The following is a 23,474-nucleotide window of genomic DNA, read 5'->3' as shown; positions in this document are numbered from 1 at the left end:
GTAGCCTTCCTTTCATCGGAAGGCTACTTTTTACTTTACTCAGCTTTTTGAATAATAATTTGATCATTCTCTACCGTTATTGTTACTTCATCATTTTCTTCTAATTTGATCCGATTGACAACTTCATCTGGTAATTCTACAGCCATCAATCGCTCCGTTATAATAACTTGACTATATATTCTATTTTGCGGCGCTATTTCCGTTCTCTTTTCCTCATCGATGAAACGAAGAGGCGGCACTCCTGTTTCCTTTATGTTTCGCCAATTCTTCCGAATAAAAGGTACAAACCATAATAAACTAATCAAAATGAAAATAGCTCCAACCCATAGGTTTCCTACTCCTTGTAATGTACTAGCAGAAATCGTATCATTTGCTTCTTCTCCTCCTATTAATTGCATAATCGTTACAATACAATTATTTAAAGCATGTACAGCAATGTTCATCCATATATTTTGTGTCTTAATATACAAAAGACACATAATGATTCCAAATAAGAAGGCACCTACAATATCAAAGTGACCTAACCCAAAAATAAGAGATGAAATAATTACAGCTCGTTTAATTCCCCACTTTACTGTCATACGTTGTAAGAAAAAACCTCGAAAAATCACTTCTTCCATAATCGGTGCAAATATACATGCCGAAATAAAGCTAAATATCATTGTGAACACATTGTTCGTATTCATTAAACTAGTATCATTCAATATATCTACAATAAAATTCGGGACAAGATGTGCTAGTATGTAAAATTGAATAAATGATACACCAAAAGAAAAAATCATTCCCATTGCTGTTGCAATCAAAATTAATTTCCAATTCATTTTTGATGTTTTATCAAAAAAACTAGTAAATACAATATTATTTTTTTGTGTTTTCATATATAGCCATAATAATGGGAATATAAAAAACACTGTCGTTTGCATGACGACATCTTCAATCGTTTTTGAAACTCCTATCACCGTTAACGTTACTACTGTAACAATCATTCCTAAAATCATCCATGCAAAAAAACTGCGAAGTCTTATATGTGAAAATGCGTACTGAATAAAAAACACCCCCAAAAATGATGTATCCATAAAATTCTTCCGATTTTGCTCAGTTCCTTTGTTACTGCATTTCAATGAAACTATGTAATAAAAATTCCTCTTTACAAGATAATGCCAAATATCGCATTTTATACTTTCATTTTATAAAACATCTTAACGTGTTGAAAATAAGAAAAAGTTTTTACACGGATTTCTTTGAAAATATGATAACCTCTACCCCTTAATCTATTACATTATTAAACGCATATTTGTAGAAATAAATTCATGCGTACTTCTATAATCACAATCATTTTCCAGACCGTTATACCCTCTTTATAAGCATTGTATCCATCTTAATTGTCATTAAGAAAATCACTGCAAGACGATATACAAAAAGAACAAATGTATTAATAAATCCCCCGCTCATTGCGGAGGATTTATCATTTATCATTTATAGTACATCACGTTTTTGGAATAAGGCACTTGACACAATCAGTAATATAGCAAAGTATACGATATCGATTAATAATGATGTTGTAAAGGTAAACCCAGCAAATGGAGGTTTCATTCCCGCGTTAATGAATTCATTACTATCATATACACTTAAATCTAAATGAGAAAAAACAGAGAACTTTGCTACACCTTCTGCCAAAATCATTAATACTGTATTGATTGTTCCTTTTAAGAAAAAGATAAATAGGGTCATAACTAATGGTAATACAGATTTTCTAAAAATATTTGCTAAACAAAAAGCTAATGTTATAAAGAATAACACTGATATTATCTCATACATAAACTTCTTCATTAATACCGCAACTGTTAGTCCCTCTTTTTCTCCACCAAAAACAACCATTCCAATTAATACGGAAACCATGAAAGCAATAAATAATATGACTGTTACAACTAATGCAATTGTTATATATTTTGAAAATAAAACTGTAACTCGCTTTCTAGGACGAATCAGCAACTGTTTAATTGTTCCTTTTTGAAATTCTTCTGTAATAGAACGAGTTGCTAAGATGATTCCAAAAATTGTAACAATAAGAAATATAAAATCGAACATGCTATTTGTAAATGAGCCATATCCAGACGGTTGCATCTCAGACGGTGCCCATTGTTTCACACCGACTGCGATTATAATTTCCAATCCAATTAATATTCCCATTAAAATATATATACCTTTTTTCGCATGTAATTTTAAACATTCATTTTGGATTAATTTTACCATTATGCCTTCACTCCTCCTGTAATTGATAAAAATTTATCTTCTAGTGTTTTGTTTTGTACTGTAACGCCATATACGAGAATATCATGATGAACAAGTTGTTTCACAATTTGCGGAATTTCAGTCTTTGTTATAGAAGCAACAATAATATTTTCTTGCACCTTACCTTGAATGATTTCATTTCCACGTTCGATTTGATCTACTTCAAACATTACGACAACAGTTTCATCATGCTTCGCTTGCTCATGTAAGTTATATGCTTGTACAAATTGACCATTCTTAATAATAACAACGCGATCACACATTAATTCAATCTCACTTAATAAATGGCTCGATACAATGACAGCTATATTTTTTTCCTTCGCTAATTTTTGTAAATAATCACGAATTTCATGAATACCAGCTGGGTCTAATCCATTTGTCGGTTCATCTAAAATAAGAACTTTCGGATTGTGAAGAAGTGCTTGAGCAATTCCTAGGCGCTGCTTCATACCAAGTGAATATGTCTTTACCTTTTTATGAATCGCATGCTCTAGTTCAACTAGCTTCACAATTTCAGCGATACGCTCTTTACTAATTGGCGTAACAGCCATATTAGCAAAATGTTTTAAATTTTGCATACCTGTCATATAATCATATAATTCCGGGTTTTCAACAATCGCTCCAATGTGTTCTAACGCCTTCTCACGTTCTGTCCGAATACTATGACCACAAATCGTAATATCTCCTGCTGTCATGGCAATAAGACCTGTCATCATGCGAATTGTTGTCGTTTTTCCGCTTCCATTCGGCCCGAGAAATCCATATACCTCTCCCGCTTCCACTTCAAATGAAAGACCACGAATAATTTCATTTCCACCAATCTTCTTATAAACATTTTCTAATTTAACTACTACGTTTCCCAATGATTCTTCCTCCTTTAGGCCTCTAGTTTGTTATCGATGATGTAGGCTGTTGCGTACATACATGCTACACTTATTATGCAAGCAAAACTAACATTGTATATATTAATAGTTGTTCCTGCATACATACCAATTTCTAATCCTTCACCACTTAAATACATTACTTTTTTTGTGAATTCATATGCTGTTGTTACTTTTCCTAACCCTACATATATTCCTTTAAAGATTGCATTTAAAATAAAGAAGGAAACAATGATAAATAAGAATTGCAGCTTCCTCTTTTTAATCAACCATTTCATTAGTACGATTAAAAATAATATTTGAACCATAATACTTTCTACTTTCAGCATTTCTATCAAAGAATTCAAAAGCCATTCCATTCTTGTCATATCTTTTATTTCAGTCAACAATTGAAATAATGTCGAACCCGGTATTGCCAAAATTCCCAAAATATATAATAGACAATCCGCTACAACTTCCCATACTATCATCACCGCAAATAAGAATAAAACGATTCCCCATACTATTTTCCATCCGGAAACCCCACTTAAACGAATAAGTGGATTTTTTAAAAGTTTTGAAAAGGTAGCTACCGTTTGTATAAAGGAAAGAAATAGACTAAATATATATAATATTACTATAACAAAAAAGAGTTCCAATTGCTTCTTATCAGATGTACCACTTAACTGTACATTCATTTGTACACATAATATAGCCATAATAAATATAAGTATACAAAATGAAATAATGAACCTCTTTCTATTACAATTCCACATATAATGTAATAATCCGCTCACCTACTAAACACCTCCTTAAACAACTCAGTCACAGCTTTCCCTTTTTGAAAACGAAGCTCTTCCACATTTTCATGAAGTACAATTTCTCCATCCTTTAAAAAGAGAATTTCATCAAAAATATTTTCAATTTCACCAATTAAATGTGTCGAAATGATAATTGTACAATCTTCTCGATAAAACTGTAAAATAAGCTCTAATACATGTTCTCTTGATATAGGATCTATCCCACCAAGCGGTTCATCTAATATGTAAAACTTTACTTTTCTGGAAAATGTTAAAATGAGTTGTAACTTTTCAACCATTCCTTTTGATAAAGCTGTAATTCTCTCTTCTAACGGTATTTTGAATGCAGCAATTGTATCTACCGATTTTTGTATATCAAAATCTTGATAGAAATCACGATAGAAAAATATTGCATCTTTTACAGTCATCCACTCATCAAATACAGGGTAATCTGGCATAAATGAAACAACCTTTTTCGTATCTAATCCTATTTTCTTTCCTGCAATTGTAATACTTCCTTCTGAAGGATGTTGTAAACCAGCCATCATTTTTAATAGCGTCGTTTTTCCGCTTCCATTATCCCCAACAAGACCAATAATTTTTCCTTCTGTAATCTCCAAATTTACATTCCGGATTACTGTCTTTAAACCATACTTCTTCCATAGGTTTTTGATCACAAGTAAATTCGTCATCCTTTATCCCCCTTTTTGTCTTCTAATGAAGAACGAAGGATAGAGAGAATTTCATCTCCAGAAAACCCTAAATGATCCATTCCATTGATAAAAGAATCCAGCAGTTCTTTGGCCATCTCTTTACGCAATTCCATAATTTTCTCTCCTTCGCTCGTTACATATCGTCCCATCCCTCTACGAGTTATGACGATACCCTCCCGCTCTAACTCCTGGAAGGTTCGCTGAATTGTGTTTGGATTTACCTGTAACTCACTTGCCAATTCACGAACAGAGGGAATTTTATCACCAAGTGATAAATGACCGGTTGCAATCTCTTTTTTTATGTATTCCATCACTTGAATATAAATTGGTATATTTGGAGAAAACTCAATTTTCATTTCTTCCCTCCTTTTGTATCGGTGTACTAGTTTAATAGTACACCGATACAAAAGGATTGTAAATACTCATACGAAAATGAGCATAAAAAAAGAGTATGAACTTCTCCTGCCCATGTACACGTTTCAAATGCGATTTACATCCTATCAATTGTAAAGATCGTGACGAAATCATAAGACAGAGAAACTCTTTTGCAAAATAATAACATTATGTAAACTATTTAAGGAATATATGAAAACAATGGGTAACCTAATCATTACTGATAATTGGGTAAATGAAATAATATGAGCAATATGGTAAAAAACAAAAACAGGAGGCTTTTGCCTCCTGTTTCCTCAGTCATCTATTAAAAATCAAATACAAAATCATCATCCGATAATTTTTCAACATTCGTTGCTTTTACATAGCCATTCCCTTTTACAGAGAAGAAATCATGGTTTTTCGTATCCGTACGTAAACCATTTAAAACAATTGGGTTAATTTCTTCTTCTTCAAAGCGTGGTTCTAATCCTAAGTTCATAAGCCCTTTATTCGCATTGTAACGAACAAAACGATTTACTTCTCCGACAAGACCAATAGACGCATAAATTTCTTCTGTATATGCCGTTTCAATTTCATACAGTTCCATCAATAAATCTTGTGTTTCCTTTTGCACGTCTTCTTGTTCTTCTGCAGACAGTTCAGCGAAGATTTGCTGTGCTAAAAGACCAACGAATACGCCGTGAATACTTTCATCACGAATGATTAGATTAATAATTTCACCACTTGCAGTTAATTTCCCTTGTCCTGCTAAATATAGAGGATAGAAGAAACCACTATAGAATAAATAACTTTCTAAGAATACACTCGCTACCATTGCCATGTATAACTCTTTTTTCGTTACTTGTGGCTTTAATAACTTGCGATAGTATCCTGTAATAATACCAGCTTTTTTCTCAAGTAATGGATGCTGATCCACCCAATCGAAAATCTCATCAATTTCTTCTTCTGTTGCAAGTGTCGTAAAGATATGACTGTAACTCTTTGCATGCACTTCTTCCATAGCGCCCATGAAAGCTAACACACTTTTCGCTTGTAAATTCTCGATATGTACAAGCACAAGTGGCATCCCTTCGCCACCTTGTTTTGTATCTAAAAGTGTTAAGCCACCTAATACACGCTTATACGTCGTTTGTTCTTCTTTTGATAATTGCACCCAAGTATTTTTGTCAGAAGATACTGCGATTTCTTCTTCTGTCCAAAACTGAGCGATGTTTTGCTTCCAAAACATTAAACTAAAATCGTCTTCTTTTTTATTCCAGTTTACCGCACGCATTGAATCGCCCCTTCTTTTTTATAATGAAATCCTTTCTAAACTCATACTTCCTAATCACAGTCTATCAGAACCTAAAAATTTATAACTAAGCATGAGCAGGGTTATAAAACCCTGCTCATGATGTCTTATCCTTTAAGTTATATATCATTACATCAAACCGTACAAGCTACACATTCTTCCACACTTAACTTACGCGTTCTTGTATAATACAGACTCTTTAAGCCTTTTTTATGTGCATAAATGTAGTAACGTGCTAACTCTCGTGTAGAAATGTCACTATTTACATAAAGAATCGTACTAATTCCTTGATCAATATGCTCTTGAATCTCTGCAATTAAATCAATCAGTTTAAACTGATTCATATCATAAGCAGACTTATAATACCAGAACGTATCTTTTGATAAATATGGCATTGGATAATATGTTGTCGCATTCGCATATGTTCTTGACTCAATTTGACTTACAATTGGCATTACGCTTGAAGTTGCATTTTGAACATAACTAATCGATTGTGTTGGCGCAATAGCTAAACGATATGAGTTATATAAACCGTACTTCTGCACCTCTTCTTTTAGACTTGTCCAATCTTCTTTTGTTGGAATGTAAATCCCTTCAAATAACTGTTGTACTTTCTCCGTTACAGGGCTATAGTCTGTTGTTTCATACTTTTCAAAGTACGTGCCATTTGCATAATCCGACTTATCAAAGTCTTTAAATGTTTCGCCCTTTTCTTTCGCAATACCCATACTCTTTTCAATCGAGTAGTAGTTTAACATCATAAAGAATGTACGAACAAATTCTTTCGCTTCTGCACTTTCATAAGCGATTTTATTTTTCGCTAAATATCCATGTAAGTTCATAGCACCAAGTCCAACCGAATGAAGCTCATCATTTGCCTTCTTCACAGTTGGTGCGTTTGGAATAACAGTCATATCAGAAACGGCTGTTAAAGCTTCCATTCCTGCATGTACCGCTTCACGAATTTCTTTATTCTCCATTACGTTTACAATGTTTAATGATCCTAAGTTACAGTTAATATCACGGCGGATTATGTCATCTGTACCGTAGTCGTTAATTTCGGATGTTTCTTGTAATTGAAAGATTTCTGTACAAAGGTTCGACATCTTCACAGTTCCAATATTCTTTAATGGATGTTGCTGATTCGCATTTGATTTAAACATTAAGTATGGATAACCAGACTCAAGCTGAATCATTGCAATTTTAATGAGCATATCACGCGCACTTAAATCTAGTGACTTTTTCTTTACATTTGGATTGCTCATTAACTCATCATACATTTCATCAATATCAATATCATCTAAATGTTTTCCGTACTCTTTATATACTGTATATGGTGCGAAAACATGGAATGGTTCATTTTTCTCAGCAAGCTCAAAGAACTTACTTGGAACGATAATACCGATTGATAGAGACTGAATCCGGCTCTTCTCGTCGGCATTTATTTTTTTTGTATCGAGAAATTCAATAATATCCCAATGGAAAATGTTTAAGTATACAGCACCGGCACCTTTTCTTTGCATATTGTTACTCCATACCTTAAAACGTATGGGGGATAGTCATTTCTGCTACCCTCTCTATATCGCTATAGAGTTCAGACCATATCTTCTTCTCACCAAATTCTTTGTTTAGCCACTCATCATGTTTTTGATGTACCTAAATATGCCACGAATCACAAAGTAGCAATAAATTCATCATAAGATTTGCTTGATCAAGACTTTCAAAAAAACGAAATGGAATAATGTGATGTAATCTCAGTGTATTTTTTGTTCTTTTGATTAACCACATATTTACTTTTACAAATAGGACATATTTTTGTTATAAAGCTCTTTGTTCTCTCCATAACTATATACACCCTTTGAATTTGGTTTGAGAAGCCAGGTTCGAGCTATATAGTCACCTACATAACTACTTGGTCGTTGAACCTTCTCCATATCTAATAGACTTAGGAGCTCGGCTGCTGATTTCCTGCAATCTTGGTTTTTTAGGGGGCGCTACGTAATTTCTTCGTAGTATCCTACCTCGATATACTCAGGCGTTCCAGCAATTGACCCGGTTTTATAGTTGAGCCATAAGTTAACCCAACTGATTCGCATATGAAAACGAATCTTCAAGTAATTTCATAACTGGTACAACACCGCTTGCTGCGTTCTCGATACCTTTAATTTGTTCACCACGTGCACGCAGCTTAGATAAGTTCAAGGCTACTCCGCCACCGATTTTTGATAGCTGCATCGCCGTATTAATATTAAATCCAATCGAATTTAAACTATCATCCATCTCTAACAAGAAACAAGACACCATTTCTCCTCTTCTGCTTCTGCCGGCATTTAAAAAGGTTGGTGTCGCTGGTTGGTAGTTTTGTTTAACAATCATGCTCGCAAATTGTTTTGCCTTTTTCACATCACCGCGTCCCAAATATAAGGATACAATTGCTACACGATCTTCATAGCTTTCTAAATATTGCTTTTGATCATTTGTTTTGAGCGCATAATCTTTATAAAACTTAGATGCTGCCATATAAGATTGGAACTTAAAGTTTTCTCCGTACGCAATATCGTATACTGCTTCTATTTCCTCCAACTTATACTCGTCCAAAACATTGTAATAATAATCATGTTCAATCATATACTTTATTCGTTCTGCCACGCTATCAAAATGAATGGTATTTGCTCTCGCTTCTTCCATAAAGACTTCCAGTGCTTCTTTATCTTTATGAAGCTGATAGAAACCATCTTGCATTTGCGTGATTTCATTATTCAGTTCAATGTGTCGCAATCTCCCGCACCCTTTCCTTAAAATATTCTACATCCTTATTTGTTCCAGATAACTCAAATTTTGATACAATAGGTACTTCGTATTTCATTGAAATTTTATCTGCACTCGCTCCAAACATATCTCCCCAGTTGCGATTGCCACTTGCAGATACGCCTTTTAAATTTGCATTATTGCGTTCTAAAAATTCTAAAACACGTTCTGGCACATTTCCAAAACCTGTTGTATACGTAATAAGTACAAACTCTTCATCTATTACTAAATCCTCACTAATTTGAACGGCCAGCATATTTAATTTGTTGATGAAACGCTTCACGTTCCCTGTCATAGAATCATATGCAATTAACATCTCCGACCCTCCCTTTCTTCCTTTTATATCTCGCTGCCGATTCTCGATGTCCCTATATATTGTATTACGTTTTAAAACAAGACACAAGATGTATGTATAAATTCTTTCTTTTTTTAACTTTTACTTTTCGACATAAACAGTCGTTTTTTTTAATACAATGACTATGAAACAACATTCTAAAACTCATGTCAATAAAGTGCTTTTCAAAAAAGTTGTCAATGAATTTAACCATTTTTACAAAAATGTTAAGAATCATTTTTGTAAAAAACGGGAAATGCTGAAGAAATCCTTTTCTCCAGCACACACAAAAAAGAACAGACTGTATGTTGTAATCTGTTCGAAACCGGTTACACATTATCTATATTGTACAAATCAGAAATACGACTCTCTAAATACATATACTCATTTTGTTACATAATAAAAATATCATTTGAATGATAAAAGACAATTAGAAACGCACATCCATATATTGATTCGTGCGACTGGATTGTAAAACAAGTGCATTATATATACAAAACTTTGTTATTCATTGATAATATTTAACTTTGAAACATCTTTTATAAAAATGTGATGAAAATTTTCTTCTTTATCTTGAATCGTAAATACTGGTGCCTCTTCATCAAAATATACAACAGTTCCTTCAACATGTTGATAAGTATGTTGTACTTTTACTGTCATTTTAATTTTATTCCCTTGCTCATAGGCAACTTTTATTCTTTCCACGATCTCTTTCATATGCTTTCGTCTCTCAGGAAACATAACCATGCCAACAAGCCTTCTCCCAGCTTCATCTTTCCACATATAGTCCCAATGTGGCAAAGCTCCTTGTTTAAACTCTCCCATAAATCGCCTCTCCTTTATCTCTTATTATGAACGTGGGGTTTCCGTATATGTATAAATAACCTGCCCACCGCGCTGTGCATTTCCAATAAAATGTTTAAAATCTTCTCGGTTTACTAAAACTTCACGAAACGTATAAAATACATCTTTTGTTACAACATACTCTTTTATCTCACCATTTTTCAGTTGATCTAAAATTGTATTTGCTAATTGTTTATCCATGTATTTCACCTCTCTGCAATATTCTATCTTATCTTGTACCAGTCGACAACGGTAATTTTATCTTAATTCGGAAAGAAGGATCATTGAGTCATCGAACACGGCTACCTACTTATAAGCCTAAGGTGAGGGAATCTCTATGTTTCTTACTAACTAAACAAATGATTCACCTTATTTTACTGTTCAGCCTTATTATAGCTTCTTTAAAAAGCTTTCTCTATTATGGATATAGAGTAGCTCCAATTTGATTTTATGTTACAATAAGGTTAACAATTAGGAGGGATACTATGATTCGGAAAGCAAAAAAAACAGATGCACGAGCAATCGCTCCGCTATTGTATAATGCTCTGCATGAAATTGCTGAGAAACTCACCGGTGCAAAAGAGAAAACAGAAGTATTAAAAGGCCTTGAAAATTGGTTTTCCAAAACAGGTAATCGGTTGAGCTATGAAAACTGTTTCGTTGAAGAATTAGATGGGAAAGTAGTTGGAATTATCGTTGCTTACCACGGAAGTCATGCAAAGCAGCTCGATGCTCCAATTGTAAAACACCTGCAAAAGCTACACCAAGATTCAACCATTACGTTAGAAAAAGAAGCAGAATTAGATGAGTATTATATCGATACATTATCTGTTTCAAGCAAATATAGCGGACGAGGAATTGGCTCCCAATTAATTAAAACGGTTGAAAATGACGGATTGGACAAAGGGTATGAAAAAATTGCGTTACTTGTAAATTTAGAAAACATAAGAGCTTTCTCTTTATATAAAAAGCTTGGCTACGAAGAAGACAAGACTGTCATGCTTGTAGGTGAGCCATATGCTCACTTAGTAAAACCGCTCTTAAAAAAGACTTTCGTTTCATAACAAAAGCACGCGATTCACCGTTTGAATCGTGTGCTTTTATGTTAAATTCGTTTTTAGTTTCGTTCCGTTTAAAGCTTCGTGAAATGTATATTCTGTACATCCCCACGGTTTCCTATGAAAGATAGGTGGCCCAACCCAACCTCTCGTACGTAATTCCGTACCAATCATTGTATTAAAATAACTGTGTCCTACAAGGACAATATGGTTATAGACAAGGGCATAACCAATAAGTGTATCAGCAGCTTGCTTTGCTCTCTCCCGTGCCTCTCGATAAGATTCAACCCCTTTAGAGTAACCTATAATCCATAATGTACGCCCTACCATTGTCCATATTTCTGGTTTACATTTTATCCATTTGGGAGCAAAAAAATAAGATGGTACCTCTACTTCTCGAAAAAGTTTATTTTGGATAAAAGATAAAGAATTTGTTAACTCTGCTGCTGATTGCACAGCACGTTTTTGATTACTTGTCACAACTAACTTGGAAGATTCAATCGCTTCAATCGTTTCACGTGGTATGCTTTCCTCTACTCTCATCTCCTCTATATCATAGCATTGCATCCATTCATGAAACTCAGTAACTGTCATTGGATTTACACAATGATTCAAGCGACCGTGACGAATAAAAGAAATTCGCATTCTCTTCCCTCCTCATTCACCGCTTATCGCCCATATGATTATACACGGATTTCTTATTGTCATCATACCATGAAAAAGCAGAAAGACATACTCTTACATACATAGTAACTGAATCACAATTTTATCTCCTTTCTTCCTTTCAACATATCTTTACAAATTTCTTATGAAAAATGAATATTTTTCAAACTCTCCCTTTGGAAGCATTTACAAACCAAGAAATATAGTTCAAAATAGAAGAAACTAGAAAAAAATTTATTTTTTGTTAAAACTGTAATAAGGAGAGTTGTTCATGGAAATCGCAAAGGCTGGAGATATTATCGAATTTAAAGACGGTATGCACGGACGTGTTCAAAAAGTAAATAAAAATTCCGTTATTGTTGATATAACAATTATGGAGAACTTTAGAGAATTAGATGTGGAACCTCTTACAGTTGTAAACCATAAAAATTATACTGTAATCAATCAATATGCATAACTTCCTAGATAAAAAGGATCTGTACACAACGTACAGATCCTTTCTCATCAACGGTTATCTACTGTTTCCGGATATAAATCATGATTCATCATGCGATACTCTGCCATTTTCTCATACTTCGTACCTGGGCGCCCATAGTTGCAATATGGATCGATTGAAATACCACCGCGTGGCGTAAATTTCCCCCACACTTCGATATAACGCGGATCCATTAATTCTATTAAATCATTCATAATCACATTCATACAATCCTCATGAAAATCACCATGGTTACGGAAACTAAATAAGTATAACTTTAACGATTTACTTTCCACCATTTTTTTCTCAGGAATGTAACTAATATAAATGGTTGCAAAATCTGGTTGTCCTGTTTTGGGACATAGACTTGTAAATTCAGGGCAATTGAATTTCACAAAATAATCACGATTTGGATGATTATTATCAAAAGTCTCTAAAATTTCCGGGCTATATTCAAATAAATATTTTGTATTTTGATTTCCAAGCAACGTTACATCTTTTAAATCTTCATCTAATCTTCCTGCCATCTTTAAACATCCCTTCTATTCACTTATACGCCTCGCTTATTTCCCCATACTAAGGCATGAAGCTGAGGTAATACTTTTACATCATTCATTTCTTTACTATGAACTGCCTTTTCAATTAACCATTCATATTTCTGTAATAATTTAGGAATTAACACTGCGTCCTCTGCTGTTTTTGTATCATCGTTTCCAACCTGTAGGAAAAAAGGTACATGAGGATAACGTTCATGAACGTTCTTTGCATATTCAAAGTCATCATCATCAAATATAACTACTTTTAAACTCATATTTTTATCTACTAATCTTTCTACTACTAAGTCTAACATCGTAAAATTTGTTTTCATTTTTGAACTTGGTGGTTTCGGTGAAATTGTAATTTCATCTATGTCCAAAAGCCATTCTTGCCATTTACTCCCTTGCGTTTCAATGGCGGTCCGAATGTTATTCTCTTTTAATCTCTCTAAAAGTTCTTTCATATGTTTCAGTAACACTGGATTTCCACCTGAAATTGTTACATGCGAAAAGTTTTCTCCACCAATCTCAATAAGTTCCTTCCAAATTTCTTCTGGGGTCATTTGTCGAATCTGATCTTTCGCCGATCCATCCCAAGTAAAAGCAGAATCACACCATGCGCAACTATAATCACATCCCGCTGTACGAATAAACATCGTTTTTTGCCCCACAACCATTCCTTCTCCTTGAATGGTTGGACCGAATATTTCTAAAACGGGGATTTTACTCATCGAGCATCCACTCCCGTCTTACTTCTGTATAACTTGTCGGCGTTTCAAACAGACGAACAAATTCAACTCGAGCTCCTTTATACTCTTCTGCTCGGCCTCCCTTTGTTAATGCCTCTGCCATTTTCTCATAAATCCAAACGACCATATTTTCCGCAGTCGTATTCATCGCTGGTAATGTTTCGTTTAAGTAACGATGATCTAAATAAATTTCAATTTCATTTTTCCAAATTTCTTTTATATCTCCAAAGTCAATGGCAATACCAATTTCATTTACATATCCACTAATTCCAAAGACAACTTTATAAGTGTGCCCATGTAAGTTTTTACATTTCCCATCATAGCAGTGCAAATGATGAGCTGCATCGAATGTAAATTCCTTACTGACCATTACGCGTTTATTATGATATTTTAATTGCTGACGCTGAATATCCTTATCTATTTTTTGTAAGTTTTCTACAACACGAAACCCAAAAAAACTTTGTTCCATTATGCCTTCGCTCCTTCACGTTCTTGTAGGTACGTATCTAAACCTGCTTTGCGAAGTTGACATGCTGGACATTCACCGCATCCATCGCCAATGATTCCGTTATAACACGTTAAAGTCTTTTCTCTCACAAAATCAAATGCACCTAATTCATCTGATAGCTTCCATGTGTCCGCCTTATCAATCCACATAAGCGGAGTATGAATGACAAACGGATAATCCATAGATAAATTTAAGGTAACATTTAATGACTTTACAAATGCATCACGGCAATCAGGATAGCCACTAAAATCTGTTTCGCACACGCCAGTTACAATATGACGTGCTCCTACTTGTTTCGCTAAAACAGCTGCAAATGATAAGAACAGTAAATTTCGTCCCTCAACAAAGGTAGATGGTAATTCACCTTCTTCATGCGTAATATCGATATCTGTTCTTGTTAAAGCATTGGGAGCAAGTTGATTTAAAAGGCTCATATCTAGTACTGTATGCTTAATTCCTAATTCCTTTGCAATATTTGCTGCACATTCAATTTCTAATTTATGACGTTGATTATAGTTGAACGTTACAGCCTCTACTTCTGCAAACTGTTGCATAGCCCAAAATAAACAAGTTGTACTATCTTGACCACCACTAAAAACAACAACTGCTTTCTCTTTTTTCATTTTACTCATTCTCCTTCTCTATTATAAATAAGAAGAAAGAACGTTCTTGAACTATCATAATAAAAAAACAAAACAATACCTTAAGATATTGTTGTTCTCATAGTTTTTTATAGAGGGAGTTCGCGAACCTCTCCCATGTTATAACATGGAATTTCTTCTTTCATTGACAAAACATATTGTATCATACGGTGCAGAATCAAGGAAATATCTAATTTTTTTATCCTTTAAAAAAACGTGATGATAATCCATCACGTTTTTTCCGTTTCACTTACAAGTTCTGCAAAAGCTTTTACTTTTCCATGTGGCTTTTGATTTTCTTTCCTTGCTTTCCAAGCACGCTCTTTTTCTTTCTTCTTTTTGGACATATTTTCAGCTCCTTTCTATCCTTGTATTATTCCAAGTATGATCAGAAAAATTCTTTCACCCTAATAAAAAAAGTGAGTCAATCGCTCACTCACTTTCTTTCATATAAAAAGGTAACTATCTTTGTAAAATAGCATGTTTTGCCTCTTTTAATTGGGTAAGGTGTCTTTGTTCATGTAAATCAAGAAATTGAATCCATTGATACAAACTAAGTTCTTGAAAAATCGAGTGTTTTAATGAATTTTGGCATAGTTCTTTTTCATCTATAATACTATGGAGCGTATGAAGGAGCTCTTGCCTTGAGTGTTCTAGCAATTGAATTCCGTGTTGTTTTTTCATAAGTGTCTCTGTAGGTTGCATTTGTTGAGGAGCTTCGCGTTTATACGTTCGATCAAGTGTTAACTGGAGGTCTTTAAATGGAACGAATTTTCCTTCTCTTTTCTGCAGTGCATATACAAGCGCCGATGTAATAGACTGTTCCACTAAATGTAAATGATGCATAATTTGAATGATACTCCATTTATCACGCCGTGGTCTTATGTTTACGTCTGTATCATTTAACGTTTCAACTTCTGATAATAATGCATGTCTTGTTGCTTGTAATGATTGCAGCAATGTCTCCAAACTTATATTCGATTGAATCATATATTTCCCCCCTCTTTTTTGGTGAAAAGAGGTGCTTCTTCATGTAGAAACACCTCCTTTTAATAAATCTGAATTTTCTTTTATTATCTCATTATTTTATAATTGTGTCGATGAGAAACAGAACGAAAACAGCATATGTTTTTTACAATTTTGTGTCCTCTACTGCATGTAACCACGCGTGAATGTCTTTAATAACTCCTTGTACACACCCTTCTGCAAACGGAGATGTTAAATTTGCAGTTTCTACTAATTGTAAAAATGACTGACTTCCACCTTGTTGGCAAAGATTCACATAATCGGCCCATGCTTCTTGTCTATTCTCCCTTGCGCGTTTCCAAAATTGGAGCGCACAAATTTGAGCCAATGTGTAGTCAATATAATAAAAAGGTGCATTATAAATATGTCCTTGGCGTTGCCAGAATCCACCGCGCTCTAAATAATCATTATTTTCATAATCACGATGAGGTAAATATTTCTTTTCTATATTCCGCCATGCTGCCTTTCGTTCTGCTGGTGATGCTTCTGGGTTTTCATATACATAGTGCTGGAATTCATCAACAGACACACCGTATGGTAAAAATAATAATGCTGAGCTTAAATGAGAGAAGTAATATTTGTCTGTATCTTCTTCAAAGAATAACTTCATCCATGGCCATGTGAAAAATTCCATACTCATGGAATGAATCTCACATGCTTCATATGTCGGCCAATTATATTCTGGAATTTCATATTTGCGGCTTTCATATACTTGAAATGCATGACCAGCTTCATGTGTTAATACGTCAATATCTCCAGACGTTCCATTAAAGTTTGAGAAAATGAACGGGGCCTTATAATTTTCAATATATGTACAATACCCACCGCCAGCTTTTCCTTTTTTCGCAACTAAATCTAACAAATCATTATCTAGCATGAAATGGAAAAATTCATCCGTTTCTTTTGATAACTCTTGATACATCGTCTTTCCATGATTGATAATCCAATTCGCATCCCCTTTCGGAGTCGGATTGCCTGTTGCAAATTCAAAGTTTTCATCATAATATGCTAATTTCTCTACACCAATTCTTGTTTTCTGTCTATTTCGAAGTTCCGTTGCAACTGGGACGATATAATCTAATACTTGTTTCCGATAACTTGCAACCATTTCCGCATTATAATCTGTACGGTACATTCTCGCATATCCAAGTTCGACAAAGTTTTTAAAGCCTAGCGCTTTGGCAATCTTCGTTCTTACTTTCACAAGTTCATCATAAATACGATCTAGCGCTTCTTCATGTTCTGCTAAGAAACCATAGTATACTTCACTTGCTTGTTTCCGCGTATCTCTTTCATTTCCTTGCATAAAAGGAATCAGTTGTGATAGCGTTCTTTCTTCTCCTTGAAATGGAATTTTTGCACTAGCTAACAACTGTGTATATTGCGAAGATAATTTATTTTCGATTTGTAAGTCTTTCACAACTTCATCTGAATATGTTTTTACGTCACATTCTGCTAACGAAAATAATTGATTTCCATAGTAGTCCTCTAATTCTGCACGAAATGGAGAACTTAACAATGCTTTATAATACTTTGTTACATACCCTTGTGCCACTGGCTCATATTCATCAAAAAAATCTTGTTCTTCTTTATAGAAAGTATCTGTTGTATCTATCGAGTGACGAATCGAACAAAGAGTGCTCATTGTCCCAAAATCATTGCGAATCCGATTAATAAACCCAATAGCTTCTTTTTGTTCTTCTACTGTTTTTGCCTTTTCAAATCGTTCTAAAGCTGCAGTAAAGTTTGTTTGGAACTCTTCTATATCCGGACGTTTATATTCATACTCTTTAAATGACATAGAAAATATGCCTCCTTTCAATTATATGTATCTGTTTATAGTTCTATTTCCCTTCCCCTTTCTCCTGTTATTTTCCAACAAAATTCGCCAGAACATAACGATTTGTTTTAAAAACGAAACATTTTCAGTCACTTTTTTTCCTATAAAAAATGACTGAACAAAAAACTTTAGATCATTTTTCCCGCTATTTTAGGGCAGTAATAGCCCGATTGGTGGGAGGATGGAGAATCCCCATTAATTAAAGTATCACTTTATCAAAAACTTTTTTGATCACATATCACTTTTCATATTTCCCAATCTTTTTCAATAAAGTTAACAACTCTGCCTTTTCTTCTTTTGTTAACATTTCAAAAGATTGATGTATAAGCCTTTCGTGATTCGGAAAAATAGAATCAATTAGCATTGTTCCGTCTTCCGTAAGTTCCGCATATATAACACGTCTGTCATTCGGGCAAGGAGTTCGCTTCACAAGCCCCTTTTTTTCTAACTTATCTACAACATATGTAATACTACCACTAGCAATTAATATACGCTCTCCAATTTGTTGAAGAGGTTGACTTCCTTTATGGTATAACAATTCTAGCACAGCAAATTCAGTTGGATTTAATCCATTACCTTGTATATACTTATTTGTTGTATCCATAATTGAGCGTTGCACACGTGATAACGCAATAAATATCTTTAAAGATTGCGAAATTTCTTCTCGTATATCATTCGACATTACATTTTTCCAACCTTTCTTGTAAATTCTAAAAATGAAAGACACTCTGCATCATAACCCATTCATCCTGCTCATTTCTGACTGATTGCTCACTCATCTTTTACTTCTTTACATATCCCAGTAATTTCCCTGAATAAAACATGACAATTTTAACATAGTTTATATATAATGATAATAAAAAAGAAGGAGTAGCAACTTTGAGTAAGAAACTCCGTGGCACCACTTTGTATATATTACTTGTTATATTACCCACAATCGGAATTGGTGTAACATTTTATTCGTACCATACTTATCAAATGAAAGAAGAAAATAAACAAGCTACTCATACGGTCTTATTTGTATATAGGGATTATCTCGATCATCATATCGGCGAAGCGATTTCTGCCCTCGAAATGCTCGCTATGGTCGTAAGCACAGAAACAGGAAACAGAAACGGTATTAAGCAAGTGCTTCATGAGACAGATACGAACGACGAACGGTTTTCTGGTCTATATTATACAAATTCCGATGGAGTCATAACTGTTGCCTCAGAAGGACTAACAGCTCCTGTCAATGTTTCAGATTGTTTTTATATTAAGGAAGCTTTTCAATCCAAAAAAACAACTGTATCATCTGTGATTACAGATCATGTACTTGGCCATCAAGCAATTATGATTGCTACCCCCATTCTCACAAAACATGCGAAAACTTCTGGTCTATTACTAGCCAGTTTGCGTTTCGATTATATATCAGATACTTTAAATGCTATTAAACCGCAATATCATTTTGAGATAACTGATCAATATGATGTAGTCTTCCTGAAGGATCATAATAACGAACAAAACGAACAGCATACGAATATACTTTCTACTCCACTCCAAAAAGTAAATTGGAAAGTATCTGTTGCTCCATTACCTATCCATACAAAAGCTTTATATCAAATGGTTATTGTAGAATGTCTTGTCACATTATTTTTAATGACCATTTTATTTTTATTAATTCAAAATATGCTATTAAAGCGACAAGCACGTTTAGAACGCCAACAAAATGAAATGCAAAAGATTGAGTTAGTTGGAACTTTTGCAGCTAGTACAGCTCATGAAATTCGCAACCCGCTAACTGGAATTAAAGGCCTTGTTGCTTTATTGAAAGAGAAATATACACTAGAACAAGACCAATTCTATTTTTCAGTGATTGAACAAGAAATCGAACGTATTAATGAGATTGTTAGCGAATTTCTCATTCTTGGTAAACCGACGGCGATTATCGAAGACAAATATGATATACGAGATATCATGCAAGAAGTTTCATTAATTATTCGATCAGAGGCAAACCTATATAACATTACATTTACTTTGTATTTACCTGATCATCCTGTTTACATACGCTGCTCAAAAGATCATATGAAACAAGTGATTTTAAATATTACAAAAAATGCAATTGAAGCTATGTCATCTGGTGATACATTAACAATCATCATAACCAGCAATCAAGATCATGCGCAATTACACATTATTGACACAGGAAAAGGAATCCCAAAACATATTCAAAAACACCTCTTTCATCCGTTCTTTACTAGTAAAGATACTGGAACAGGTCTTGGACTTGTTATATGCAAACGAATTATAGAAATGTACGGTGGTCGTATTCTAATCAAAAGTAAAGAGGCTCAAGGAACAACTGTGCAAATAGAGTTTCCGCTAGATTCAGTATAATTATCCTTCTCTTTGGAGGGTAATTATACTTATTTCATAAAACCGGTTACGAGAATTTTCCAAAAATCATTTGATTTTGCTCCCCATTCAATTTGAAAGATCGGTATTTTAGTGAAAAATAGCCATCTTGATGATTGTTTTTCTTTGTAACGCTGATACTTCACAATAAGCTTGTCCAATTCTTGGCTCACTTGAACTGTTTCCTTATTGGTTAATCCATATGTCAATCCTAAATGAATCATTTCTTCACGCTTCATATGAATATCACGTGAAAGTTTTTCCATTGTGTACTTCCTTTTTGCTGTAAACATTCATATCCCCCTTATTCTTCCCATACTCTCATCCTTATTTTTTCTGTTCATCACATAAGCTTTTCAGTATCCATATTCAAGTTCGAATACTCAGAAATTTCAACAATTTCTCCCTGTAATTTACAAACCTTTAACCTCACCTTGAGAATTATTACAAATTATTCTATCTTTGTAAATACATTCGCAATAATAGACATTTTTTTTATATTATTTTTTTACAATACGTGGACAAACGTTGTTTTTCCGTTATTACCTTATTTTTCTTCGACATTTTTTGTTTAATTTAGATAAAAAAGCAAATCATAATGATGATGTTATTTCTTCCTATCTCCAGGTAAGCGCACCGATTGTAGTAGGTACATATATCCTTTTTAAAAAAGATGATTTATTTTATGAAATAGAAAGGAATTTCATATATGCGTAAATACATGATTACATTTATATTATTCATTTTGATTCCATTTCTTATATTCCCAATCAACATACATGCTCATACGAATAAAGTAGCTATTGTAATTGATGATTTTGGAAATAATATGAAGGGAACGAAAGAAATGTTATCTCTTCCAATCCCACTTACAGTTGCGGTTATGCCTTTTCTCCCTTCCACTAAACAAGATGCAATCGCCGCTCATAAAAAAGGACATGAAGTAATTATTCATATGCCAATGGAACCGATAAATGGAAAAAAAGAATGGTTAGGACCGAAAGCTATTACAACTGATTTAAGTGACGATGAAATTAAACATCGAATCGAACAAGCAATTGAAGCAGTACCATATGCAATCGGTATGAATAACCATATGGGGTCCAAAGTGACAGCAGATGAACGAATTATGCGAATCATACTCACTGTATGTAAAAAACATGGTTTATTTTATTTGGATAGTAAAACCAATTCAAATAGCGTCGTCTCAAGAATTGGAAAAGAACTAGATGTTCCGATTATCGAAAACCAAATGTTTTTTGATGACATCTATACATCATCACACATTTTGAAACAAGCACAGTTCCTTCTACAAAAAACAAGAAAAACACCTGTTGTCGTAGCGATTGGCCACGTTGGACCGCCAGGAGAAACCACTTCACGTGCAATCCAATCTACCATTCCAAAAGTACGGGAACATGCAGATTTCATTTTTCTATCTGATCTTGTCCTATCTCCTCCTGTTTCTAAGCAAAAATAAGAGAACAGCGTATCACTGTTCTCTTATTTTCTTAAATATAATCAACATGACTGACTCGGAATCCTTTTTTCTCTAGCTTAGCTATTAATTGCTTGAGCGCTTTATCATGTAATTCATCTGTAATATTGACAATCACCCGACGAATGTATTGATCTCCATTATCTAATGTCAATAGCCCCCCAATATGATACGATTTTAGCACTGTTCCTATCTCTTTCATCGTTCCTTTACAATCCTGCGTTGCAATTGTAAGTATATGCCCACCTGTTCGCATACCAAATGAATCTTCAATCACATCAAATATGTTAGAATGTGTTAATATCCCAACAAATTCACTATATTCATTCAAAACGGCTAGAAACGGCAGACGTCTAATCATATAAAACGCTCGAAAAAAAGAATCTTTTTCAAAAATAAATGCAGATTGATCCTCACATATGTCCTTTACATATATTCCGTTTCCTCCACCTCCACATTTTTGTTCTAGAATATCTACTTTATAAATGATTCCTTGAAAGTGTTTTTCATCTTCTGCTAACACAGGAATGGCCCGATATCCATTTTCATTCATTATACTTAGTGCTTTTTCTGCCGAATCATGGCTTTTACAAAAAAACACCTGCTGTTTCGGCAGAAAATGATATTTAACTCGCAAAATATGTTCCCCCTCACATTAACATGTAATCTATATATAATAAGGAGACCTATATTTTATGAGTAAAACTAATATTAAAACGCTTTCATTGCCTAGTTTATCAATAAGGAATATTTCACATTACCGAACTCTTTACCCCTTTAATCATTAACAACTTGACATGATAGTTCATTAAATATTCAAGTCCTTCTAACCATTTTTTTGTTTCTTCTGGTGTTTTTCCCCAAACAATCATTCCATAATTATGAACAAGAACAACGCCCCCGTCCTTTGTAAAGTTTGGAACACTCTCCTCTAATAAATCTGCAAATTCCTTTTCATTTTCTACAATCGGAATCGTTAGCTCTTCTATCCCTTCTGATCCAAAAATACGTTTCACACTCCCTTTTTCAAATGTTACTTCTCCTTCTTTCCCGTATAGCTCTGACATTAAATGGCTGTCTACTGTCTGAACTTGTAAAATGCATTCCGCATTACTTTTTTTATAAATATCAGCATGCATAAAGGATTCAATAGCCGGCTTTTGATCATTTTCAAAAACAGGCTCACACATACTGTTTACCACAATAAAATCTTCATCAACAAATAAACCTTTATCCTTTCCTTCTATGTTCACTAAAAATGTTAATGGTTCTTTTGATGTACACATAGACAAACTAATTTTTGTTCCATAAAACCAATCACGAAGTGCCAATTCCATCTTTACATTCTTTAATTCTTTCCATTTCTTTAAAAAAAATAACATTTCGTCACCCCCATGGTAATCCCACGATCATTTCTATGTAAAAAAGACTGTTTTTTGATTACTCCAAAAATTTAATTGAATTATTACATGAGAACGCTTTTTTGTCAATACGATTTCTCTATCTAGAAAAAGAGAGGATTCTATCAAGCCTAAAATAAAAAGCCCTTTCTCATAGGGCTTTTTTGTCCATCATTTGAAGGATTTGACTTTTTTCTTGCTCATTAATGACCCGCAGTTTCTGTAATATATGAGCATACAGTACTAATTTATTGTATATGCGTTCCGACATTCTCGTCCCCCTCTTTCCTCAAGTCAACTTTTTTTCATTGGTAAATTATATGAACAAGTTGGGAAAATGTGTCCATTT

27 protein-coding genes, 1 pseudogene and 1 riboswitch are annotated in these 23,474 nt (G+C 33.9%); of the genes and pseudogenes, 4 read left to right on the top strand and 24 right to left on the bottom strand.

Annotated features, from left to right (window positions below):
• Positions 1 to 35: 35 nt before the first annotated feature.
• The 12 genes and pseudogenes from BCER98_RS05860 to BCER98_RS05805 form a co-directional block, all read right to left on the bottom strand.
• Positions 36 to 1,046, bottom strand: a complete 1,011-nt coding sequence (locus tag BCER98_RS05860) for a CPBP family intramembrane glutamic endopeptidase (protein ID WP_041810278.1) — start codon at positions 1,044 to 1,046, stop codon at positions 36 to 38.
• A 430-nt stretch (positions 1,047 to 1,476) separates the two neighbouring features.
• Positions 1,477 to 2,253: an ABC transporter permease gene (locus BCER98_RS05855; protein WP_011984160.1), complete on the bottom strand. Its 777-nt coding sequence runs from the start codon at positions 2,251 to 2,253 to the stop codon at positions 1,477 to 1,479.
• Positions 2,253 to 3,155 carry an ABC transporter ATP-binding protein gene (locus BCER98_RS05850; RefSeq protein ID WP_011984159.1) on the bottom strand — a complete coding sequence of 301 codons (903 nt, stop codon included), beginning with the start codon at positions 3,153 to 3,155 and terminating at the stop codon, positions 2,253 to 2,255. The genes BCER98_RS05855 and BCER98_RS05850 overlap by 1 nt, the downstream gene beginning before the upstream one ends.
• A gap of 14 nt (positions 3,156 to 3,169) precedes the next feature.
• Positions 3,170 to 3,949 (bottom strand): hypothetical protein, encoded by a 780-nt coding sequence (locus BCER98_RS05845; protein ID WP_011984158.1) that lies wholly within the window; start codon positions 3,947 to 3,949, stop codon positions 3,170 to 3,172.
• Positions 3,946 to 4,644: an ABC transporter ATP-binding protein gene (locus BCER98_RS05840; protein ID WP_011984157.1), complete on the bottom strand. Its 699-nt coding sequence runs from the start codon at positions 4,642 to 4,644 to the stop codon at positions 3,946 to 3,948. Before BCER98_RS05840 ends, BCER98_RS05845 begins: the two co-directional genes overlap by 4 nt.
• Positions 4,641 to 5,021: a GntR family transcriptional regulator gene (locus BCER98_RS05835; protein WP_011984156.1), complete on the bottom strand. Its 381-nt coding sequence runs from the start codon at positions 5,019 to 5,021 to the stop codon at positions 4,641 to 4,643. The genes BCER98_RS05840 and BCER98_RS05835 overlap by 4 nt, the downstream gene beginning before the upstream one ends.
• Positions 5,022 to 5,365: 344 nt before the next feature.
• The gene (nrdF, locus tag BCER98_RS05830) at positions 5,366 to 6,334 is read right to left on the bottom strand and encodes a class 1b ribonucleoside-diphosphate reductase subunit beta (RefSeq protein ID WP_011984155.1); all 969 of its coding nucleotides are present in this window, start codon (positions 6,332 to 6,334) and stop codon (positions 5,366 to 5,368) included.
• A 152-nt stretch (positions 6,335 to 6,486) separates the two neighbouring features.
• Positions 6,487 to 7,902, bottom strand: coding sequence for a ribonucleoside-diphosphate reductase subunit alpha (locus tag BCER98_RS05825; RefSeq protein ID WP_370684822.1), 1,416 nt, complete (start codon positions 7,900 to 7,902; stop codon positions 6,487 to 6,489).
• A 529-nt stretch (positions 7,903 to 8,431) separates the two neighbouring features.
• Positions 8,432 to 9,130: pseudogene (locus BCER98_RS05820) on the bottom strand (ribonucleotide reductase N-terminal alpha domain-containing protein); the annotation flags it as partial.
• On the bottom strand, positions 9,117 to 9,476 hold the full coding sequence (gene nrdI / locus BCER98_RS05815; protein ID WP_011984152.1) for a class Ib ribonucleoside-diphosphate reductase assembly flavoprotein NrdI: 360 nt from the start codon (positions 9,474 to 9,476) through the stop codon (positions 9,117 to 9,119). The gene nrdI and the pseudogene BCER98_RS05820, both read right to left, overlap by 14 nt.
• 522 nt (positions 9,477 to 9,998) lie before the next feature.
• Positions 9,999 to 10,319: a hypothetical protein gene (locus BCER98_RS05810; protein ID WP_011984151.1), complete on the bottom strand. Its 321-nt coding sequence runs from the start codon at positions 10,317 to 10,319 to the stop codon at positions 9,999 to 10,001.
• A 24-nt stretch (positions 10,320 to 10,343) separates the two neighbouring features.
• Complete coding sequence (locus BCER98_RS05805; RefSeq protein WP_011984150.1) at positions 10,344 to 10,538, bottom strand: hypothetical protein; 195 nt, start codon at positions 10,536 to 10,538, stop codon at positions 10,344 to 10,346.
• A 284-nt stretch (positions 10,539 to 10,822) separates the two neighbouring features.
• Here BCER98_RS05805 and BCER98_RS05800 point away from each other — a divergent pair, with 284 nt between their 5' ends.
• Positions 10,823 to 11,401, top strand: a complete 579-nt coding sequence (locus tag BCER98_RS05800) for a GNAT family N-acetyltransferase (RefSeq protein WP_011984149.1) — start codon at positions 10,823 to 10,825, stop codon at positions 11,399 to 11,401.
• 36 nt (positions 11,402 to 11,437) lie between these two features.
• Here BCER98_RS05800 and BCER98_RS05795 read toward each other — a convergent pair whose 3' ends face one another.
• Positions 11,438 to 12,040 carry a histidine phosphatase family protein gene (locus BCER98_RS05795; protein ID WP_011984148.1) on the bottom strand — a complete coding sequence of 201 codons (603 nt, stop codon included), beginning with the start codon at positions 12,038 to 12,040 and terminating at the stop codon, positions 11,438 to 11,440.
• A 289-nt stretch (positions 12,041 to 12,329) separates the two neighbouring features.
• On the opposite strand from BCER98_RS05795, the gene BCER98_RS05790 reads away from it, so the two are divergent.
• The gene (locus BCER98_RS05790) at positions 12,330 to 12,515 is read left to right on the top strand and encodes a YkvS family protein (protein ID WP_011984147.1); all 186 of its coding nucleotides are present in this window, start codon (positions 12,330 to 12,332) and stop codon (positions 12,513 to 12,515) included.
• Between the two features lie 47 nt (positions 12,516 to 12,562).
• On the opposite strand, the gene queF is transcribed toward BCER98_RS05790, so the two are convergent.
• The 8 genes from queF to BCER98_RS05750 form a co-directional block, all read right to left on the bottom strand.
• The gene (gene queF / locus BCER98_RS05785) at positions 12,563 to 13,060 is read right to left on the bottom strand and encodes a preQ(1) synthase (protein WP_011984146.1); all 498 of its coding nucleotides are present in this window, start codon (positions 13,058 to 13,060) and stop codon (positions 12,563 to 12,565) included.
• A 23-nt stretch (positions 13,061 to 13,083) separates the two neighbouring features.
• On the bottom strand, positions 13,084 to 13,800 hold the full coding sequence (gene queE, locus BCER98_RS05780) for a 7-carboxy-7-deazaguanine synthase QueE (RefSeq protein ID WP_011984145.1): 717 nt from the start codon (positions 13,798 to 13,800) through the stop codon (positions 13,084 to 13,086).
• Entirely contained in the window at positions 13,793 to 14,287 is a 495-nt protein-coding gene (gene queD / locus BCER98_RS05775) for a 6-carboxytetrahydropterin synthase QueD (protein WP_011984144.1), read from the bottom strand. Before queD ends, queE begins: the two co-directional genes overlap by 8 nt.
• A complete protein-coding gene (queC, locus tag BCER98_RS05770; protein WP_011984143.1) occupies positions 14,287 to 14,949 on the bottom strand; it encodes a 7-cyano-7-deazaguanine synthase QueC in 663 nt (220 codons plus the stop codon). Before queC ends, queD begins: the two co-directional genes overlap by 1 nt.
• Positions 14,950 to 15,042: 93 nt before the next feature.
• Positions 15,043 to 15,086, bottom strand: a riboswitch (PreQ1 riboswitch).
• Between the two features lie 111 nt (positions 15,087 to 15,197).
• Positions 15,198 to 15,314 (bottom strand): DUF6254 family protein, encoded by a 117-nt coding sequence (locus tag BCER98_RS22910; protein WP_011984142.1) that lies wholly within the window; start codon positions 15,312 to 15,314, stop codon positions 15,198 to 15,200.
• A 115-nt stretch (positions 15,315 to 15,429) separates the two neighbouring features.
• Positions 15,430 to 15,957 (bottom strand): DinB family protein, encoded by a 528-nt coding sequence (locus tag BCER98_RS05760; protein WP_011984141.1) that lies wholly within the window; start codon positions 15,955 to 15,957, stop codon positions 15,430 to 15,432.
• Between the two features lie 142 nt (positions 15,958 to 16,099).
• On the bottom strand, positions 16,100 to 17,794 hold the full coding sequence (locus BCER98_RS05755; protein WP_011984140.1) for a M3 family oligoendopeptidase: 1,695 nt from the start codon (positions 17,792 to 17,794) through the stop codon (positions 16,100 to 16,102).
• A gap of 277 nt (positions 17,795 to 18,071) precedes the next feature.
• Complete coding sequence (locus BCER98_RS05750) at positions 18,072 to 18,515, bottom strand: MarR family winged helix-turn-helix transcriptional regulator (protein ID WP_041809554.1); 444 nt, start codon at positions 18,513 to 18,515, stop codon at positions 18,072 to 18,074.
• Between the two features lie 197 nt (positions 18,516 to 18,712).
• Between BCER98_RS05750 and BCER98_RS05745 the strand changes: the two genes are divergently transcribed.
• Complete coding sequence (locus BCER98_RS05745) at positions 18,713 to 20,209, top strand: DUF3149 domain-containing protein (RefSeq protein ID WP_011984138.1); 1,497 nt, start codon at positions 18,713 to 18,715, stop codon at positions 20,207 to 20,209.
• Positions 20,210 to 20,238: 29 nt separating this feature from the next.
• On the opposite strand, the gene BCER98_RS05740 is transcribed toward BCER98_RS05745, so the two are convergent.
• A complete protein-coding gene (locus BCER98_RS05740; RefSeq protein WP_011984137.1) occupies positions 20,239 to 20,520 on the bottom strand; it encodes an aspartyl-phosphate phosphatase Spo0E family protein in 282 nt (93 codons plus the stop codon).
• A 416-nt stretch (positions 20,521 to 20,936) separates the two neighbouring features.
• On the opposite strand from BCER98_RS05740, the gene BCER98_RS05730 reads away from it, so the two are divergent.
• On the top strand, positions 20,937 to 21,707 hold the full coding sequence (locus BCER98_RS05730; protein ID WP_011984136.1) for a divergent polysaccharide deacetylase family protein: 771 nt from the start codon (positions 20,937 to 20,939) through the stop codon (positions 21,705 to 21,707).
• A gap of 31 nt (positions 21,708 to 21,738) precedes the next feature.
• On the opposite strand, the gene cbpA is transcribed toward BCER98_RS05730, so the two are convergent.
• Together cbpA and BCER98_RS05720 are read right to left on the bottom strand one after the other, a co-directional pair.
• The gene (gene cbpA, locus BCER98_RS05725; protein WP_011984135.1) at positions 21,739 to 22,362 is read right to left on the bottom strand and encodes a cyclic di-AMP binding protein CbpA; all 624 of its coding nucleotides are present in this window, start codon (positions 22,360 to 22,362) and stop codon (positions 21,739 to 21,741) included.
• A gap of 115 nt (positions 22,363 to 22,477) precedes the next feature.
• Positions 22,478 to 23,107, bottom strand: coding sequence for a class II aldolase/adducin family protein (locus BCER98_RS05720; protein WP_011984134.1), 630 nt, complete (start codon positions 23,105 to 23,107; stop codon positions 22,478 to 22,480).
• Positions 23,108 to 23,474: the final 367 nt, after the last annotated feature.

The sequence above is a fragment of the Bacillus cytotoxicus NVH 391-98 genome, assembly GCF_000017425.1.
In the GTDB taxonomy this organism is placed as follows: domain Bacteria; phylum Bacillota; class Bacilli; order Bacillales; family Bacillaceae_G; genus Bacillus_A; species Bacillus_A cytotoxicus.
The sequence above is the reverse complement of the archived record's forward strand: the minus strand, read 5'-3'. Positions and strand labels throughout refer to the sequence as shown.

What these genes read in the sequence shown, in the direction of transcription:
- BCER98_RS22910 (WP_011984142.1), bottom strand. Translation starts at nt 15,314, where the DNA reads ATGTCCAAAAAGAAGAAAGAAAAAGAGCGTGCTTGGAAAGCAAGGAAA.
- BCER98_RS05855 (WP_011984160.1), bottom strand. Translation starts at nt 2,253, where the DNA reads ATGGTAAAATTAATCCAAAATGAATGTTTAAAATTACATGCGAAAAAA.
- BCER98_RS05810 (WP_011984151.1), bottom strand. Translation starts at nt 10,319, where the DNA reads ATGGGAGAGTTTAAACAAGGAGCTTTGCCACATTGGGACTATATGTGG.
- BCER98_RS05805 (WP_011984150.1), bottom strand. Translation starts at nt 10,538, where the DNA reads ATGGATAAACAATTAGCAAATACAATTTTAGATCAACTGAAAAATGGT.
- BCER98_RS05800 (WP_011984149.1), top strand. Translation starts at nt 10,823, where the DNA reads ATGATTCGGAAAGCAAAAAAAACAGATGCACGAGCAATCGCTCCGCTA.
- BCER98_RS05795 (WP_011984148.1), bottom strand. Translation starts at nt 12,040, where the DNA reads ATGCGAATTTCTTTTATTCGTCACGGTCGCTTGAATCATTGTGTAAAT.
- BCER98_RS05730 (WP_011984136.1), top strand. Translation starts at nt 20,937, where the DNA reads ATGCGTAAATACATGATTACATTTATATTATTCATTTTGATTCCATTT.
- queE (WP_011984145.1), bottom strand. Translation starts at nt 13,800, where the DNA reads ATGAGTAAAATCCCCGTTTTAGAAATATTCGGTCCAACCATTCAAGGA.
- queF (WP_011984146.1), bottom strand. Translation starts at nt 13,060, where the DNA reads ATGGCAGGAAGATTAGATGAAGATTTAAAAGATGTAACGTTGCTTGGA.
- BCER98_RS05840 (WP_011984157.1), bottom strand. Translation starts at nt 4,644, where the DNA reads ATGACGAATTTACTTGTGATCAAAAACCTATGGAAGAAGTATGGTTTA.
- queC (WP_011984143.1), bottom strand. Translation starts at nt 14,949, where the DNA reads ATGAAAAAAGAGAAAGCAGTTGTTGTTTTTAGTGGTGGTCAAGATAGT.
- BCER98_RS05720 (WP_011984134.1), bottom strand. Translation starts at nt 23,107, where the DNA reads ATGTTATTTTTTTTAAAGAAATGGAAAGAATTAAAGAATGTAAAGATG.
- queD (WP_011984144.1), bottom strand. Translation starts at nt 14,287, where the DNA reads ATGGAACAAAGTTTTTTTGGGTTTCGTGTTGTAGAAAACTTACAAAAA.
- BCER98_RS05790 (WP_011984147.1), top strand. Translation starts at nt 12,330, where the DNA reads ATGGAAATCGCAAAGGCTGGAGATATTATCGAATTTAAAGACGGTATG.
- BCER98_RS05750 (WP_041809554.1), bottom strand. Translation starts at nt 18,515, where the DNA reads ATGTCGAATGATATACGAGAAGAAATTTCGCAATCTTTAAAGATATTT.
- nrdF (WP_011984155.1), bottom strand. Translation starts at nt 6,334, where the DNA reads ATGCGTGCGGTAAACTGGAATAAAAAAGAAGACGATTTTAGTTTAATG.
- BCER98_RS05835 (WP_011984156.1), bottom strand. Translation starts at nt 5,021, where the DNA reads ATGAAAATTGAGTTTTCTCCAAATATACCAATTTATATTCAAGTGATG.
- BCER98_RS05755 (WP_011984140.1), bottom strand. Translation starts at nt 17,794, where the DNA reads ATGTCATTTAAAGAGTATGAATATAAACGTCCGGATATAGAAGAGTTC.
- nrdI (WP_011984152.1), bottom strand. Translation starts at nt 9,476, where the DNA reads ATGTTAATTGCATATGATTCTATGACAGGGAACGTGAAGCGTTTCATC.
- BCER98_RS05740 (WP_011984137.1), bottom strand. Translation starts at nt 20,520, where the DNA reads ATGTTTACAGCAAAAAGGAAGTACACAATGGAAAAACTTTCACGTGAT.
- BCER98_RS05760 (WP_011984141.1), bottom strand. Translation starts at nt 15,957, where the DNA reads ATGATTCAATCGAATATAAGTTTGGAGACATTGCTGCAATCATTACAA.